A 15,432-nucleotide genomic window follows, 5' to 3' on the forward strand; every position below is an offset into this window, starting at 1 on the left:
CGCCGGCATCAATTCTCCAGAACCCGCGATTCCCGAGACGATCTCGGCTCGGTGTGCGACGGTGATCCCTGACCAGCACACAACCGGAGGAGACGGCCATGAGACGCGGGATCGCACCGCTGCTGACGGTCACCGCGGCCGCCATCGCCGCGGCCGCATCGATCACGTTCGCCGGCGCCGCCCATGCCATCCCCGACCAGGGCACCCCGGCCTTCGACGAGTACATGGCCGGCCTGCAGCGCAACGGCTACAACCTCAACCCCGACACCGCCTGGCGCGCCATGCACCAGGCCTGCGTCGGCGGCCTACCCGGCTACATCGGTCTGGAACTCGCCGCCCAGGGCGCGGTCGGGCCCGGTGCCCAGGAGCGGGTGTTCGACGTGGCCAGGAAGTACGCCTGCCCCGTTCAGTAGCCGCCGCGGCATAGGGTTGGCGCCACCATGTCGGGTCAGCTCACAGTCGCGCTGGCCGCGACGCTGCTGCTGGCGGCCGTCGCGGCGGTGTTCGTGGTGCGCACCCGGCGCGTGGTGGCCACCCCCACCGAGCGGGCCGTGCACGCCGCGCTGCACACCGCGTCGCTCGCCGCGCGGGCCCTGCGCCGGGGCCTGGACACCGAATCCGCCGCCACCGCAGCGCCCTTCCTTCGCGATCTCACCGGCACCGACGGGATCGCCCTCTTCGACGGCGGCGGACAGTTGCTCGCCGCCGATCCGCAGGACAAGTTCATCTGGCGCCGCAGTGTCGCCGACACGGCAGCGACCGCCGCGGCGGCATCCATCGACGGTGAACGCCGGGTTCTCGACGATATCGACACCACGACGGTGGTGGCCCAACCGCTGCTGGCCGAGGCCGGCGATGTCCTCGGGGTGCTGGTCGTCGTCACCACCGGCACACCGGGACCCGGCATGCTCGGCGCCATCGGCGAGGTGGCCCGCTACGCCGCCAGTCAGATCGAATTGGCCGAGCTGGACGCCTCCCGCGCCCGCCTCGACAAGGCCGAGGTACTGGCCCTGCGCGCACAGATCAGTCCGCATTTCATCTACAACGCGCTCAACACCATCGCCTCATTCGTGCGCACCGACCCGGGCCGCGCCCGCGAACTCATTCTGGAATTCGCCGATTTCACCCGCTACTCGTTCCGCGCGGCCGGGCAGTACACCACCCTGGCCGAGGAGCTGCGCAATATCGACCGCTACCTGACGCTGGAGCGCGCACGGTTCGGTACCGCCTTGACGGTGCGCCTGCAGGTCGCCCCCGAGGTGCTCAATGTCGTGGTGCCGTTCCTCGCGCTGCAGCCGTTGGTGGAGAACGCGGTCCGGCACGGCCTGGCCGGGCAGGGCGGCGGATCGGTGGAGATCATCGCCAACGACGCCGGTTCGGACTGCGTCATCACCGTCGAGGACGACGGCGCCGGAATGGATCCCGACACCCTGCGGTCCGGGCCGGGCGACGCGCTGGCCGAGCGGACCCCGGCCGCCGGACACGATCAATCCGCGCACGTCGGCCTGACCAATGTCGACCATCGGCTGCGCGCGGCATTCGGCAACGATTACGGTCTGGTGGTCGAAACGGCGATCGGAGCGGGGACGAAGGTCATCATGCGGGTACCGAAATTCCGGTCCGGCGTACGCGCCGACGGAGGTGGTTTCGGGTGAGCGCCGAGCTGACGGTACTCGCCGTCGACGACGAGGCTCCCGCGCTCGACGAATTGGCCTATCTACTGGGCGAACACGCCGATATCGCCACCGTCCACACCGCGTCCGATGCCACCTCCGCGCTGCGCGAGCTCAACGCCCACACCATCGATGCGGTCTTCCTGGACATCAACATGCCGGGCCTGTCGGGTATCGAGCTGGCCGGGGTGCTGACCAATTTCGCCCATCGTCCCGCCGTGGTGTTCGTGACCGCCCATGATGACAAGGCGGTCGCGGCCTTCGATGTCGGCGCGCTGGATTACTTGCTCAAGCCGATCCGGCAGAACCGCCTCGACGAGGCGGTGCGACGGGTGGCCACCGCCAGGACCACCGACGCGCCGGACGAGGACGCCCACGATTCCGATGTCATCCCTGCCGAACTCGGCGGTATCACCCATCTGGTGCCCAGGGAGAGCATCGGCTGGGTGGAGGCCGAGGGCGACTATGCCCGGCTGCACTCGGCCACCGGCGCGCACCTGGTGCGAATACCGTTGAGCACCTTGGAGACCCGCTGGCGCGATCACGGTTTCCAGCGCATCCACCGGTCCTATCTGGTGTCACTGCGCATGGTCACCGGATTGCGCACCGCCGACGGTGCGGTCCTGGTCCGGTTGCGCGCCAACGGGTCCTCACCGGCGGTGGAGCTGCCGGTGAGCCGGCGCCAGGCACGGGAGTTGCGCGACCGGCTGGTCCGCGACCCGATGCGCAACCTGAAACCGGCGGGCGCCGATGAATGAGCGCCCGACGCCCCATACCCGACCGACCGGGGCCCGCCAGCGTGTGGTGTTGGCCCACCGGCGCGGCGCCCGCATGGTCCGCACCCGCGTCGAGGTGCAGGAGCAGACCCAGGTCGGTGACGCCCTGGTGCGCGGGTTGGTCCGTGCGCAACTCGGGCTGGCCCTGCGCCTGAGCGTGGTCGTGGTGTGCGCGGTCGGCGGCATCCTGGTGCTCACCGCCGCACTTCCCGACCTGACCGTGCTCGGGATGCGGCTGAATTGGCTGCTGCTGGCCATCCTGGCGTTCCCCATGCTCTACGCGGTCGGCCGCCTCTACGTGCGCCTGGCCGAGCAGGCCGAACGCGATTTCGTCCGCGTCGTCGACAGCGAACCGTGACCGGCTCACCGCTGACGGCGGCCGCGCTGCTGGCCGCGGCGATCGCCACCGTGGCGATCGGCAGCTGGGGGGTGCGGCTGTCGCGCACCACCTCCGATTTCCTGGTGGCCTCGCGCAGCGTCGGACCGCGCTGGAACGCGGCCGCGATCTCCGGTGAATATCTTTCCGCCGCATCCTTTCTGGGTGTCGCGGGGCTGATCGCGAAGTACGGTGCCGATGCACTGTGGTATCCGGTCGGCTTCACCGCCGGTTACCTCGGCCTGCTGTTGTTCGTCGCCGCGCCGCTGCGTCGGTCCGGCGCCTACACCGTGCCCGACTTCGCCGAGTTCCGGCTGGGCTCACCGCGTCTGCGCAAGGTTGCGATGCTCGTGGTGGTCGTGGTCTGCCTGTTCTACCTCGCCCCGCAGTACCAAGGTGCCGGGCTGGCATTGAAAACGCTGCTCGGCATGCCGGTGTGGATCGGCCCGATACTGGTCGGTGCCATCGTCATCACCAATGTGGTCGGCGGGGGCATGCGGTCGATCACCTTCGTGCAGGCCTTCCAGTACTGGCTCAAACTGACCGCGGTCGCCATCCCCGCCTTGGCGCTGCTCGGCCTGTTCCTCAGTGACCGCGGCGAACTCGGCGGGCCGTTGCCACCGAGTGTGGAGCAGCAGACCACCGTGCTGGTCGAGACCGACGTGGTGGTCCAGGTGATCGACCCGGCCGGTATCACCATCACCGGCAAGTTGGACGGTAACGCCGTGCGCGACAGCGGTTTCGGCGCCCCAGGGCAGCACACGCTCGGTGCCGACACCCGACTCACCCTGGCCGCCGGCGCGGCAACGCCCGTGGTCGCGGGCACCCCGGGCACCGGCAGCGAATGGATCGCCTCGGGTACCGGACTCGGTGGCGAGCACCCGCTGTATCAGGTGCTGTCGATCATCATCGCGACGTTCCTGGGCACCATGGGTCTGCCGCATGTGTTGGTGCGCTTCTATACCAACCCCGATGGACGCGCCGCCCGCCGGACCGCGCTGGCGGTGATCGCCCTGCTGTCGCTGTTCTACCTGTTCCCCATCCTGCTCGGCGTCTTCTCGCGCCTGTACGTGCCGCAACTGCTCATCACCGGAACCGCCGACGCCGCAGTGCTGTTGGCCCCCGGCGCGGCCATCGGTGGCATCTTCGGCGAGCTGTTGGCCGCCCTGGTGGCCGCGGGTGCCATCGCCGCGTTCCTGGCGACATCCTCGGGACTGCTGGTCAGCATCGCCGGCGCGCTGGCCACCGATGTGCTGCGGGGCCGGGTCCGCGATTTCCGGGTGGCCGCGGTCATCGGCGGGCTCATCCCGATTCCGTTGTCGCTGCTGGTGTCCGACCTGGAACTGTCCCGGACGGTGGGCCTGGCATTCGCCGTCGCCGCCTCCACACTGTGCCCGTTGCTGGTGCTCGGCATCTGGTGGCGCGGCCTGACCGCGACCGGGGCCGCCTGCGGACTGGCCGTCGGCGGCATGGTCTGCGGCGGCGCGGTGTTGGTGGCCATCACCGGGGCCGTCGACGAGCACGCGCTCGGTGGCTGGCCCGCGGTGATGATCGGCTACCCGGCGGCGGTCAGCGTGCCGGTGGCCTTCGCGACGATGATCCTGGTCAGCCGATTCACCAAGGCCACCCCGGGCGTCGCGCAGATCTTCGCCAGGATGCACGTGCCCGAACGTCTGGGCTTGGGAATCGAGCGCCTGCCCGGCGCATGACGCCGGCCCGCCGGGCACCGAACCGCTCATCGTGGTCAGCGCGCCGTTCACCGCAGCGCATCCGGCGTCCGACAGGTTGACCTCGGATGACGCTTCGAATGTGATGTGAGTCTCAATACGCTCTGACCACGCTGCGGAACACACTCGATCAGTCAGGAGCAATACGGTGCCCACCACCGAAAGCCGACCGGCCCCCACCGGTCAAGAGTTCATCGCCATGCAGGCGAGCCCGGAATTCCAGGAGTTGCGCAGTCGGCTGCGCCGGTTCGTCTTTCCCATGACGGCCTTCTTCCTGGTCTGGTACGCGGTTTACGTACTGCTGGGCGCCTTCGCCCACGACTTCATGGCCACCAAGGTCTTCGGTGACGTCAACATCGGGTTGATCATCGGCCTCGGCCAGTTCCTCACCACCTTCGTGATCACCGGTCTGTACGTCCGGTTCGCCAACCGTGAGCTGGATCCGCGCGCCGCCGCGATCCGCGAGGAGCTGGAAGGGCCGGCCCAGTGAACATCGACACCGCAATGACCTATCTGGCCGCTACCGAGTCCGTCGGCAACCCGGTCGCCAACATGGCCATCTTCGGCCTCTTCGTCGTCGTCACGATGGTGGTGGTGATCCGGGCCAGCAAGAAGAACGCCACCGCGGCGGAATTCTTCACCGGCGGCCGCGGCTTCTCCGGCCCGCAGAACGGTGTCGCCATCGCCGGTGACTATCTGTCCGCGGCCAGCTTCCTCGGTATCGCCGGGGCCATCGCCGTGTACGGCTACGACGGATTCCTGTACTCGATCGGCTTCCTCGTCGCATGGCTGGTGGCCCTGCTGCTGGTGGCCGAATTGCTGCGCAACACAGGCAAATTCACCATGGCCGATGTGCTGAGCTTCCGGCTCAAGCAGCGCCCGGTGCGGGTGGCCGCGGCCACCTCCACGCTGACCGTATCGCTGTTCTACCTGCTGGCCCAGATGGCCGGTGCCGGCGGCCTTGTCGCGCTGCTGATGAACATCAACAGCAAGAGCGGACAGGCCGTCGTCATCGCCGTCGTCGGCCTGCTGATGATCGTCTATGTCCTGGTCGGCGGCATGAAGGGGACCACCTGGGTGCAGATCATCAAGGCCGTGCTGTTGATCGCCGGCGCCGGTTTCATGACCGTCATGGTGCTGACGAAGTTCGGCCTGAACTTCTCCGAGATCCTGACCTCCGCGCAGGCCGCCATCTCCGGGTCCGCCACCGAGGCCGTGGCCAGCCGTGACGTGCTGGCCCCCGGCGCGCAGTACGGCGGTTCGCTGACCAGCCAGATCAACTTCATCTCGCTGGCGCTGGCGCTGGTGTTGGGCACCGCGGGTCTGCCGCACGTGCTGATGCGCTTCTACACGGTGCCGACGGCCAAGGAGGCGCGACGCTCGGTCGTGTGGGCCATCGCGCTGATCGGCGCGTTCTACCTGTTCACCCTGGTGCTCGGCTACGGCGCGGCCGCTCTGGTCGGACCCGACCGCATTCTCGGCGCGGCGGGCGGGGTGAACTCCGCGGCCCCGCTGCTGGCGCTCGAACTCGGCGGCGTGGTGCTGCTGGGCGTCATCTCCGCGGTCGCCTTCGCCACCATCCTTGCGGTGGTCGCGGGTCTGACCATCACGGCCTCGGCCTCCTTTGCCCATGACATCTACGCCTCGGTCCTGAAGTCCCACAAGGTGACCGAGGAGGAGCAGGTGAAGGTCTCCCGCATCACGGCGGTGGTCCTCGGCGTGCTGGCCATCGGCCTCGGCATCCTCGCCAACGGGCAGAACGTCGCCTTCCTGGTGGCGCTGGCCTTCGCGGTCGCCGCGTCGGCGAACCTGCCCACGATCGTCTACTCGCTGTACTGGAAGCGGTTCAACACCCGCGGCGCACTGTGGAGCATGTACGGCGGCCTGATCTCCTGCATCGTGCTGATCGTCTTCTCCCCCGCCGTGTCCGGTAGCAAGACCGCCATGATCCCGGGGGCCGATTTCGCCTGGTTCCCGCTGGCCAACCCCGGCATCGTGTCGATCCCGCTGGCCTTCGCGCTCGGCATCATCGGCACCCTGACCTCCAAGGACACCGGCGATCCGGCGGTCAATGCAGAGATGGAGGTCCGCTCGCTGACCGGTGTGGGCGCCGAGAAGGCAGTCACTCACTAACCGGGCGCACTAGTTCACATCCGGAACTACCGGGACCGGCGGCGGCGTTGTTCACACTCATGGACACCCGCCGCCGGTTCGCGTTCGCCGCCCTGGCCTACGCCTTCGCCGTCACCATGCTCGGGACGACCGTGCCGACCCCGATGTACTCGCTCTACGGCGAACGGATGCACTTCGCGGTGTTCACCACGACGGTGGTGTTCGCGGTGTACGCCCTCGGCGTGCTCGCCGCACTGCTGGTCGCCGGCGGCTGGTCCGATGTCCTCGGCCGCCGGCCGGTGTTGCTGGCCGGTCTGGCCTTCGCGCTGGCCAGCTCGGCGGTGTTCCTGTTCGCCGACAACATCGCGCTGCTGTTGGTGGGTCGCCTGCTGTCCGGACTGTCGGCAGGGTTGTTCACCGGAACGGCGACGGCGGCGGTCGTTGAATCGGTGCCCGCCCAACGGCGTGACCGGGCGGCCACCGTGGCCACCATGGTCAACATCGGTGGGTTGGGCAGCGGCCCACTGGTGGCCGGGGCGCTGGTCCAGTACGCGCCGCACCCGCTGCTGCTGTCCTTCCTGGTGCACATCGCGCTGTTGGTACTCGCCATTCCCGCGGTGCTGCTGGCCCCGGAGACCTCGGGCGGCACCGGCCGCATCGCGCTGCAACGCCTTGCGGTGCCGGCCGAGGTCCGCGCCGTGTTCCTCACCGCCGCCACCGCAGCCTTCGCGGGGTTTGCGGTCACCGGGCTGTTCGCCGCGGTCGCGCCGGCCTTCCTCGCCGAGGTCATCGGGGTGACCAATCATGCCGTCGGCGGGGCGGTGGCCGGTTCGATCTTCCTGTCCTCGGCGGTGGCACAACTGCTCGGGCGTCGCATCCCGCCCACCCTCGCCGTGGCGGTGGGCTGCGCGATCCTGGTCGTCGGGATGGTCATTCTGGCTGTCGCACTGTCGCACTCATCGCTGCCGGGCATCATCGCCGCGGCCGTCATCGCCGGGATCGGACAGGGCATCAGCTTCAGCCGCGGGCTGGCGGCCGTCGTCGAGCAGGTCCCCGACCGGCAGCGCGGGGCGGTCAGCTCGACCTACTTCGTGGTCGCCTATGTGGCGATCGCGCTGCCGGTGGTCGGCGTGGGCCTTGCCGCCCAGACCTGGGGCCTGCGCACCGCCGGGGAGAGTTTCGCCGCCGCCATCGCGGTGCTCGCCCTCATCTGCCTGGCCGTGGTCCTGGTCCAGGAGCGCCGGGCCCGTCAATTGAGTGGTTCTACTCAGGCCTGACCGGTGCCGGGCACCCTACATTCGGGGCATGCCCGTTTCCGCCTTCCCGAGCGTCGACGACATCGCCGCGGCCACTTCGCCCGGGCGCGACCGCGCACTCGACGTCATCCGGATCACCGCACTGCTCGGGGTGATCGCCGGCCATACGGTGATGGCCACCAGCATCATCCGCGATGACGTCTTCGTCTGGGAGAACCTGCTCACCACATCGGTGGTGTTCCAGGCGCTGACCTGGATCTTCCAGATCATGCCGCTGTTCTTCTTCGCCGGTGTCGCCGCGTCCGCCGGGTCGTATGCCGGCAATTGGGGCGGCTGGTTGCTGAAGCGCTGCACCAGGCTCTACCGACCGGTGTTCTCCTATCTCGCGTTCTGGGCGGTCGCCCTCGCCATCGGCCACCGGGTGTTGCCGAGGCACGTCTACGAGCCGATCGCCGGCATCTCCATTCAGCTGCTGTGGTTCCTCGGCGCCTACGTCCTGGTTCTCGCCGCGGTGCCGCTGCTGCGCTCGGTCACCACAGTCGGCCGGATGGCCGCTTCCGTCGCGTTGATCTACACGATGATCGCCACGATCGACGCCATCCGGGTCAACGCCCCGGGCTGGGAAGCGCTGGGCTACCTGAACCTGGCGGTGTGGCTGATCCCAGGCATCTTCGGGATCGCCTACCGCAACCGATTGTTGACCGTCTCACAGGCGAAGTCGTTGGGTTTCGGCATGTTGGCGTTGAACGCGGCGTTGCTGCGTTTCGGTCCGTACGAACTGAGCCTGGTGGGCATCGACGGCCAACAACTCAAGAACATGATGCCGCCGTCGCTGTTGCTGGCCGGACACGCAATCATGATGTGCGCGTTCGCGATTGCCGCCGCACCTGCCATCGACCGGTGGGCCCGCCGGCCGCGTGTGTGGTGGTTGACCGCGATCGGCAACAGCGGTGCGATGACACTGTATCTCTGGCACATTCCCGCGCTGCTGGCCGTGCATCTGGTGTTCGACACCGCCGGGTTTCCGCGGTATCCGGGGCAGCCGCACTTCCTGGCGCTGAGCATCGCGCAGGTGCTGATCATGACGGCGGTGGTAGCGGTGTTGTTCGTGGCGCTGCGACCGCTGGAGAACAACCCGCTGCCCCATTGGGATGGCGGCGTGGTCACCGACGGTCGGAGCATCGCGGTCGGGACGCTGCTGTGCACCGCGGGGGCGGCGACGCTGGCCTCGTGCGTGTGGGGCCTGAAGGATCTGGGCCTGTACTGCGTGGCGGCCATGCTGGTGGCACTGGTCGGCGCCCGGGCGCTCGCCTAGCCGCTCTTGCGTCGGAACTCGCGCCGGTTCTCCACCGCACCGTGCGCGCGAGCCTTCTTGCGTCCACCATCAGCGTGCGAAGCGCCCCCGGTGGCCTGCGCCTTCTTGCGCTCCAGCGCTTCCCGGAACTTGCGCTTGGTGTCGTCTTCCGGAGTTTCGTCGGCCATGCGATCAGCCTAGACGCACGTCCTCGACAATTCCGTCAGCGCAGCCCGGGCGGCATTCCGTACAGGTGCGCGATCGGCAGTGTCAGCAGCACGCGACGGTCGTCGACCATCGCACGCCGGTAGTCCGCCCAGTCCGGATGTTCACCGGCGATGTTGCGGTACAACGTAATAAGCCCCTCGACCGTGTCATCGTGCGGGTTGGCCGCCGGCGGGGTCAACACCGCGTCACCCTCGGCCACCGCATAGGACCAGCCGTCGTCGGCGGAGACGTGGATAGAGGCGCGCGGGTCACGACGCAGGTTGCGGGTCTTGGCACGTGGTTCGGTGATGGACACCTGCAACGCGGTGTTGGGCGCGTCGAACCAGTACGACACATTGGACAGCTGTGGCCTGCCGTCGCGCTTGATGGTGGCCAGCACCCCCAGCGCGTTGCCCTTGATCAATGCCAGCAGCTTGTCGTCGAACACCTGACGCCCCATGAGTCGAGCGTACGACTCTACGATCGGGAGCATGAGCCGGATCGACGGAACCAGTCTGGAGGGAGTGTCCGCGACGACGTTGTGGACCCTGCACAACCGCGGCACCGAGGCCAGGCGCTCCGACGGGGTGATCCGCGACCCGTGGGCGGTCAGTCTGCTCGATTCGATCGATTACGACTACCGGAAGTTCGGTAAGCCCAACCAGTCCCATCCGCTGCGCGCGTTGGCCTTCGATGCGGCGGCCACCGAGTACCTGAAAGCTCATCCGAGGGCGTCGGTGGTGGCACTGGCCGAGGGCCTGCAAACCAGCTTCTGGCGGCTGGCCCGTGCCGGCGTCGCCGACGAATTGCACTGGTATTCGATCGATCTGGAGCCGGTGATGCAGCTGCGCCGCCAACTGCTCCCCCGCGACGACCGGATCACCGAGCTGGCCCAGTCGGCGCTCGATCGCAGCTGGATGGACCGGGTCGACGCCGAGCATGGCGTCTTCATCACCGCCGAGGGTTTGCTGATGTACCTGGAGCCCGAGGACGCGCTGGGACTGATCGCCGACTGTGCTGCCCGTTTTCCCGGTGCGCAATTCATGTTCGACTCGATCCCGCATTGGTTCAGTCGCAGGACACTCGGCGGTATGCGACTGTCCGATCGCTATCTCACCCCGGCCATGCCGTTCGGACTCACCCCCGACGAAGCGGTGTCGCTGGCAGGCACCATCGATGGTGTCCGGTCGGCCCGCGATGTGCCCTATCCGCCGGGACGCGGGCTCTGGCGGCTGGCCAAGCCCGCTTTCTGGGACCACGTCGGCGCGTTCCGGCGAAACCGGCCGAGCATCACGCTGCTCGAATTCGCCGGGCCCTGAGTACCCTCGATGTAGTGACCTCCCCGAGAGCCGACGCGCGGTCGCTGACCGGCGTGTCCGAGACCGCACTGTTGACGCTGAAGGTGCGTGCCACCGAGGCCGCCCGAGACGATCGGATCATCGATGACCCGGTGGCCGTCGATCTGGTCGACGCCATCGATTTCGACTTCGCCAAGTTCGGTTTCGTCGGCCGCCAGGACATGGCGCTGCGCGCCCTGGCGTTCGACAAGCAGACCCGCAGGTACCTGCGCGACCATCCGGCGGCGACCGTCGTGGCGCTGGCCGAGGGATTGCAGACCAGTTTCTACCGGCTCGACAACGGTGATGTCGGTCATGAATTCCGTTGGCACACTGTCGATTTACCACCGATCACAGCGCTGCGCGAGAAGCTGCTCCCGCCGTCGGAGCGCATCACCGTCAGCGCGCAGTCGGCGCTGGACTACAGCTGGATGGACGCCGTCGATGCCTCCGATGGCGTGTTCATCACCGCCGAGGGCCTGCTGATGTACCTGCAGCCGACCGAGGCGATGGGCCTGATCACCGAATGCGCCAAGCGTTTTCCCGGCGGGCAGATGATGTTCGACCTACCGCCCTACTGGTTCGCCTGGTGGGCGCGCAAGGGTCTGCTGCGCCCATCCCTGCGCTACAAGGTACCGCCGATGCCGTTCAGCCTATCGGTCGCCGCGGCCGCCGATCTGGTCAACACGGTGCCCGGGGTACGCGCCGCCCACGATGTACCGATGCCCACCGGGCGCGGCACCGTGCTCAATGCGCTGCTGTGGGCCGCCCACCGGCTGCCACTGCTGGATCCGGTGCGGCCGGTGCTGACCCGGCTGGAGTTCGGCTGAACTGCAAGCAGTCATCGGTGACCGGACCGTTGCGCAGCACCTGCGCGTCGACGGTGTAGTTCATGGTCATCTGCCACGGCCCGCGGGTGCCCTGGCGTGGTAGGCGGTCGATCGCCCGCTGCACATAGCCCGCGGCGAAGTCCAGCAGCGGCAGGGTCGGCATGGCGGGATCGGTGAGCACCGGGCGCACCTGGTCGAACCCGCGGGTATCCATATGCGACAGGAGTCGGCAGAAATGCTCGCACAGCAGGCCGACCTTGAGCGTCCATGACGAATTGGTGTAGCCGAAGGCGAAGGCGAAGTTGGGCACGCCGCTGAGCATGATGCCCTTGTAGGCGACGGTCTCGGCCAGATCGACCGGCTCTCCGTCCACGGTGAGGGTCAGCCCACCGAACAACTGAATGTTCAGTCCGGTGGCGGTGACGATGATGTCGGCCGCCAGCTCCGCTCCGGATTCCAGCCGGATCCCGGTCTCGGTGAATGTCGTGATCCGGTCGGTCACCACCGAGGCACTGCCATCGCTGATGGCGGCGAACAAGTCGCCGTCGGGCACCGCACACAGCCGCTGATCCCACGGGTCGTAGGCCGGGTTGAAGTGCTCGTCCACCGGATACCCGTCGGGCAGCTTGCCTGCGTTGATCCGGCGGATCAGTCGCCGCGCCAACACCGGATGCTTCTGGCAGAAGGTATAGACGGCGCGCTGTTTGAGGATGTTCTTGCGCCGGGCCAGTGCATAACCACGGTCGTCACCGAGCACTCGGCGCGCCACATTGGCGAACGTGTCCTTGGCTGGGACCGGCATGACGTAAGTCGGCGACCGCTGCAACATGGTGACGTGCGCCGCATCGGCCGCCATGGCCGGCACGAGCGTCACGGCCGTGGCACCGCTGCCGATCACCACCACACGCTTGCCGGCATAGTCCAGGTCTTCCGGCCACAGTTGCGGATGGATGATCCGGCCGCCGAACCGGTCGCGGCCCGGGAAGTCCGGGGTGTAACCCTGGTCGTAGCGGTAGTAGCCGCCGGCGCAGAACAGCCAGCGTGCGCCGAGCTGGATCAGCTCGCCGTCGCGTTCGACGTCGACGATCCAGCGTCCGTCGGCGCTGCTCCAGGCCGCACCGAGCACCTTGTGCCCGAACCGGATTCGCTGGGCCATCCCGTTCTCGTCGACGGTCTCGCGTAGGTAGGCCAGGATCTTGTCCGCGGTGGCGATCGCGTACTCGTCACGCCACGGTTTGAACTCGTAGCCGAAGGTGTGCAGATCGGAATCGGACCGAATACCCGGGTAGCGGAACAGATCCCAGGTACCGCCGGTGGACTGACGAGCCTCCAGGATGGTGTAGTCGCGGCCAGGGTGCTCGCGCTGCAGATAGTAGGCGGCTCCGATACCGGAGATGCCGGCCCCGACGATCAGCACGTCAACTGTGTCCATCAGCCGATGGTGCCGACTGCAGCACCACCCAAGATAGGGCGAAATGCCTCAACAATGCGCCGGGACTGGTGCCATGTGCACCCACTGGCTTACGGTGTGATCATGAACCCGCCGGGACCATCACCCGCGGTGCGGGAACTGATCCGCCAATGCGCGCAGATCGTGGTCAACGCGCGCCCCGAATGGCTCGACGAGCTCGACACCACCGTCCTGGCCGGCAGCCCGGCCATCGCCGCCGATCCCGAACTGGCCGCCGCGGTGAGCCGTAGCAACCGCGCCAATCTGGCCTTCTGGGCGACCGCCAACATCCGGGATCCGGGCGGGCCGGTCCCGCCGAACACCGGTCCTGAACCGCTCAGCATCGCCCGTGAACTGGTGCGCCGCGGGGTCAACTCGCTGCCGATGGACGCCTATCGGATCGGCGAGGGGGTGGCGTGGCGGCGCCTGATGGACATCGCCTTCGAGCTGACCTCCGATCCGGCCGAACTACGCGAGCTGTTGCAGGTCTGCTCGCGGTCGATCAGTGCCTTCGTCGAGGCGACCCTGGCCGGTATCACCGCCCAGATCGAGCTGGAGCGTCACGAACTCACCCATGGCACCCACGCCGAGCGGCGGGAAACCGTCGCCCTGCTGCTGGAGGGCGCCCCCATCCCCCGCGACCGCGCCGAAGGACGCCTCGGCTATGCCTTGACCGGCACGCACACCGCGGCTGTGCTGTGGGTCGCTGGCACCGATCACAACCTCGCCGAACTCGATCACGCGGCCGAAACGATCGGCCGAGCGGCCGGGGCGCGGCCGCTGAGCGTGCTGCCCAGTAGCGCGACACGATGGGTCTGGGTGCCCGGCCAGCTGGACGCCGATGATCTGACCGGCTCGATCGGCTCGGTGCGGGTGGCCCTCGGCACCGCCGCCGACGGTGTCGAGGGCTTCCGCACCAGCCATTTCGAGGCGATCACCACCCAGCAGATGGTGGCGCGCCTGCATTCCCGCCAGCAGATCGCGCGGTTCACCGATGTCGAATTGGTCGCCCTGGTCACCGCCGATCCTGATCGCGCGGCGCGATTCGTCGAACGGGTCCTCGGCGACTTCGCCCATGCGCCTGCCGATGTGCACACGGCGGTGGGTGTGTTCATCAGGGCGCAGTGCAACGCGGCTCGGGCGGCCACCCAGCTCTACACCCACCGCAATACCCTGTTGCGCCGACTGGCCCGCGCCGAGGAGTTGCTGCCTGCCCCGCTGTCGACGTGCAGTGTGGAGGTGGCTGTCGCACTGGACGTCGTGCGCTGGACCGGTCAGTCCAGCAGCCCGTCCAGATAACGGAGCGCCTGCTCCCTGCCGAGACCTTGGGACCGCGCCACCTCGGCGAAGGCATGTGCCGCGGCTGCCATCGCGTTGTCGGCCGGATCCACCCGTGCTACGAATGTGCCGAAGCGACCACGGGTTTCGAGCACGCCGGCGGATTCCAGCTCGCGATAGGCGCGTGCCACCGTGTTGACCGCCAGGCCCAGCTGACCCGCCAGGTCGCGTACCGTGGGCAAGCGGGTACCCGGCGCCAGTCGTCCGTCGCGTACCCCGGCGATGATCTGGGTGCGCAGCTGGTCGAACAGCGGCGCACCCGCATCGGCTTCCAGGTGTATCCAGTCCCCCAGACCTCCCACGACTCCAGTATCACGCACACGCGCTAGTTTGGTGAGGTGCGAGTGACGTTGCTGAGCGGGGCCGGCATGTCCGCCGAGAGCGGTGTGCCGACGTTTCGCGATGTCGAGACCGGTTTGTGGGCCAACGTGGATCCCTACGAGATCTCCAGCAGCGACGGTTGGCAACGCCATCCGGAACGAGTCTGGGCCTGGTACCTGTGGCGGCACTACATGATGAGTGCAGTCGAGCCCAACGCCGGTCATCTGGCTGTCGCTGCTTGGGAGGACTACGCCGAAGTGCACGTGGTCACCCAGAACGTCGACAACCTGCACGAGCGCGCGGGCAGCACCCGGGTCCACCATGTGCACGGCAGCCTTTTCGAGTTCCGCTGCGACCGTTGTGGAACACCGTTCACCGGCGAACTTCCCGCCATGCCCGAACCGGTCGAGGTCGTCGACCCGCCGCGGTGCGCGTGCGGCGGCCTGATCCGACCGAACGTGGTGTGGTTCGGCGAAGGCCTTCCCGACGACGCCTGGGACAGCTCGGTGGAGGCGGTCGCGAAGGCCGATGTGGTGATCGTGGTCGGCACGTCATCGGTGGTCTACCCGGCCGCGGGCCTACCGGAGGCCGCCGTGGCCAACGGAATCCCGGTCATCGAGGTCAACCCGCAGCCGACACCGCTGTCGGCCGCCTGCACCGCGGTGCTGCGGGAGACCTCGGCCACCGCGCTGCCCACCCTGCTGCAGCGCCTGCCCCAGCTCCTCTGAACCGGAG

The 15,432-nt window shown here is 68.2% G+C and carries 17 protein-coding genes; 13 read left to right on the plus strand and 4 right to left on the minus strand.

Annotated features, from left to right (window positions below; genetic code table 11):
• The first annotated feature begins 98 nt into the window (after positions 1 to 98).
• From IC40_RS0118565 to IC40_RS0118605, 9 genes are all read left to right on the plus strand, one after another.
• Positions 99 to 413, plus strand: a complete 315-nt coding sequence (locus tag IC40_RS0118565) for a hypothetical protein (RefSeq protein WP_030136193.1) — start codon at positions 99 to 101, stop codon at positions 411 to 413.
• A 27-nt stretch (positions 414 to 440) separates the two neighbouring features.
• Complete coding sequence (locus IC40_RS0118570) at positions 441 to 1,655, plus strand: sensor histidine kinase (protein ID WP_030136194.1); 1,215 nt, start codon at positions 441 to 443, stop codon at positions 1,653 to 1,655.
• Entirely contained in the window at positions 1,652 to 2,431 is a 780-nt protein-coding gene (locus tag IC40_RS0118575) for a LytR/AlgR family response regulator transcription factor (RefSeq protein WP_030136195.1), read from the plus strand. Before IC40_RS0118570 ends, IC40_RS0118575 begins: the two co-directional genes overlap by 4 nt.
• Complete coding sequence (locus tag IC40_RS0118580) at positions 2,424 to 2,807, plus strand: hypothetical protein (RefSeq protein ID WP_030136196.1); 384 nt, start codon at positions 2,424 to 2,426, stop codon at positions 2,805 to 2,807. Before IC40_RS0118575 ends, IC40_RS0118580 begins: the two co-directional genes overlap by 8 nt.
• Positions 2,804 to 4,534, plus strand: coding sequence for a sodium/solute symporter (locus IC40_RS0118585; RefSeq protein ID WP_030136197.1), 1,731 nt, complete (start codon positions 2,804 to 2,806; stop codon positions 4,532 to 4,534). The genes IC40_RS0118580 and IC40_RS0118585 overlap by 4 nt, the downstream gene beginning before the upstream one ends.
• A 217-nt stretch (positions 4,535 to 4,751) precedes the next feature.
• The gene (locus tag IC40_RS0118590) at positions 4,752 to 5,042 is read left to right on the plus strand and encodes a DUF485 domain-containing protein (RefSeq protein WP_081843489.1); all 291 of its coding nucleotides are present in this window, start codon (positions 4,752 to 4,754) and stop codon (positions 5,040 to 5,042) included.
• A 14-nt stretch (positions 5,043 to 5,056) separates the two neighbouring features.
• Positions 5,057 to 6,685 (plus strand): monocarboxylic acid transporter, encoded by a 1,629-nt coding sequence (locus IC40_RS0118595; protein WP_030136199.1) that lies wholly within the window; start codon positions 5,057 to 5,059, stop codon positions 6,683 to 6,685.
• Positions 6,686 to 6,744: 59 nt separating this feature from the next.
• Positions 6,745 to 7,941 (plus strand): MFS transporter, encoded by a 1,197-nt coding sequence (locus IC40_RS0118600; RefSeq protein ID WP_030136200.1) that lies wholly within the window; start codon positions 6,745 to 6,747, stop codon positions 7,939 to 7,941.
• A 28-nt stretch (positions 7,942 to 7,969) separates the two neighbouring features.
• A complete protein-coding gene (locus IC40_RS0118605) occupies positions 7,970 to 9,235 on the plus strand; it encodes an acyltransferase family protein (protein ID WP_030136201.1) in 1,266 nt (421 codons plus the stop codon).
• Here IC40_RS0118605 and IC40_RS27600 read toward each other — a convergent pair.
• Entirely contained in the window at positions 9,232 to 9,402 is a 171-nt protein-coding gene (locus IC40_RS27600; protein ID WP_019510851.1) for a DUF5302 domain-containing protein, read from the minus strand. The two genes, IC40_RS0118605 and IC40_RS27600, sit on opposite strands and share 4 nt — an antisense overlap.
• Before the next feature lie 35 nt (positions 9,403 to 9,437).
• Positions 9,438 to 9,881 carry a PPOX class F420-dependent oxidoreductase gene (locus IC40_RS0118615; protein WP_030136202.1) on the minus strand — a complete coding sequence of 148 codons (444 nt, stop codon included), beginning with the start codon at positions 9,879 to 9,881 and terminating at the stop codon, positions 9,438 to 9,440.
• Between the two features lie 31 nt (positions 9,882 to 9,912).
• On the opposite strand from IC40_RS0118615, the gene IC40_RS0118620 reads away from it, so the two are divergent.
• Both IC40_RS0118620 and IC40_RS0118625 read left to right on the plus strand, forming a co-directional pair.
• Positions 9,913 to 10,740 (plus strand): class I SAM-dependent methyltransferase, encoded by an 828-nt coding sequence (locus IC40_RS0118620; protein WP_030136203.1) that lies wholly within the window; start codon positions 9,913 to 9,915, stop codon positions 10,738 to 10,740.
• A 14-nt stretch (positions 10,741 to 10,754) separates the two neighbouring features.
• Complete coding sequence (locus IC40_RS0118625; RefSeq protein WP_030136204.1) at positions 10,755 to 11,588, plus strand: class I SAM-dependent methyltransferase; 834 nt, start codon at positions 10,755 to 10,757, stop codon at positions 11,586 to 11,588.
• Here the strand turns inward: IC40_RS0118625 and IC40_RS0118630 are convergent.
• On the minus strand, positions 11,506 to 13,020 hold the full coding sequence (locus IC40_RS0118630; RefSeq protein WP_030136205.1) for a flavin-containing monooxygenase: 1,515 nt from the start codon (positions 13,018 to 13,020) through the stop codon (positions 11,506 to 11,508). The two genes, IC40_RS0118625 and IC40_RS0118630, sit on opposite strands and share 83 nt — an antisense overlap.
• A 102-nt stretch (positions 13,021 to 13,122) precedes the next feature.
• Here IC40_RS0118630 and IC40_RS0118635 point away from each other — a divergent pair, with 102 nt between their 5' ends.
• Positions 13,123 to 14,337 (plus strand): PucR family transcriptional regulator, encoded by a 1,215-nt coding sequence (locus IC40_RS0118635; RefSeq protein ID WP_030136206.1) that lies wholly within the window; start codon positions 13,123 to 13,125, stop codon positions 14,335 to 14,337.
• Here IC40_RS0118635 and IC40_RS0118640 read toward each other — a convergent pair.
• Positions 14,313 to 14,678, minus strand: a complete 366-nt coding sequence (locus tag IC40_RS0118640; RefSeq protein WP_030136207.1) for an Rv1152 family transcriptional regulator — start codon at positions 14,676 to 14,678, stop codon at positions 14,313 to 14,315. The two genes, IC40_RS0118635 and IC40_RS0118640, sit on opposite strands and share 25 nt — an antisense overlap.
• A gap of 36 nt (positions 14,679 to 14,714) precedes the next feature.
• Here IC40_RS0118640 and IC40_RS0118645 point away from each other — a divergent pair, with 36 nt between their 5' ends.
• Positions 14,715 to 15,425, plus strand: coding sequence for an NAD-dependent deacylase (locus tag IC40_RS0118645; RefSeq protein ID WP_167305500.1), 711 nt, complete (start codon positions 14,715 to 14,717; stop codon positions 15,423 to 15,425).
• Positions 15,426 to 15,432 lie beyond the last annotated feature (7 nt).

Source organism: Mycolicibacterium neoaurum ATCC 25795, from assembly GCF_000691525.1.
Classification (GTDB): domain Bacteria; phylum Actinomycetota; class Actinomycetes; order Mycobacteriales; family Mycobacteriaceae; genus Mycobacterium; species Mycobacterium neoaurum.

Coding starts and splice junctions, on each gene's coding strand:
- IC40_RS0118565 (WP_030136193.1), top strand. CDS start 99: ATGAGACGCGGGATCGCACCGCTGCTGACGGTCACCGCGGCCGCCATC.
- IC40_RS0118570 (WP_030136194.1), top strand. CDS start 441: ATGTCGGGTCAGCTCACAGTCGCGCTGGCCGCGACGCTGCTGCTGGCG.
- IC40_RS0118580 (WP_030136196.1), top strand. CDS start 2,424: ATGAATGAGCGCCCGACGCCCCATACCCGACCGACCGGGGCCCGCCAG.
- IC40_RS0118590 (WP_081843489.1), top strand. CDS start 4,752: ATGCAGGCGAGCCCGGAATTCCAGGAGTTGCGCAGTCGGCTGCGCCGG.
- IC40_RS0118595 (WP_030136199.1), top strand. CDS start 5,057: ATGACCTATCTGGCCGCTACCGAGTCCGTCGGCAACCCGGTCGCCAAC.
- IC40_RS0118600 (WP_030136200.1), top strand. CDS start 6,745: ATGGACACCCGCCGCCGGTTCGCGTTCGCCGCCCTGGCCTACGCCTTC.
- IC40_RS0118605 (WP_030136201.1), top strand. CDS start 7,970: ATGCCCGTTTCCGCCTTCCCGAGCGTCGACGACATCGCCGCGGCCACT.
- IC40_RS27600 (WP_019510851.1), bottom strand. CDS start 9,402: ATGGCCGACGAAACTCCGGAAGACGACACCAAGCGCAAGTTCCGGGAA.
- IC40_RS0118615 (WP_030136202.1), bottom strand. CDS start 9,881: ATGGGGCGTCAGGTGTTCGACGACAAGCTGCTGGCATTGATCAAGGGC.
- IC40_RS0118620 (WP_030136203.1), top strand. CDS start 9,913: ATGAGCCGGATCGACGGAACCAGTCTGGAGGGAGTGTCCGCGACGACG.
- IC40_RS0118630 (WP_030136205.1), bottom strand. CDS start 13,020: ATGGACACAGTTGACGTGCTGATCGTCGGGGCCGGCATCTCCGGTATC.
- IC40_RS0118635 (WP_030136206.1), top strand. CDS start 13,123: ATGAACCCGCCGGGACCATCACCCGCGGTGCGGGAACTGATCCGCCAA.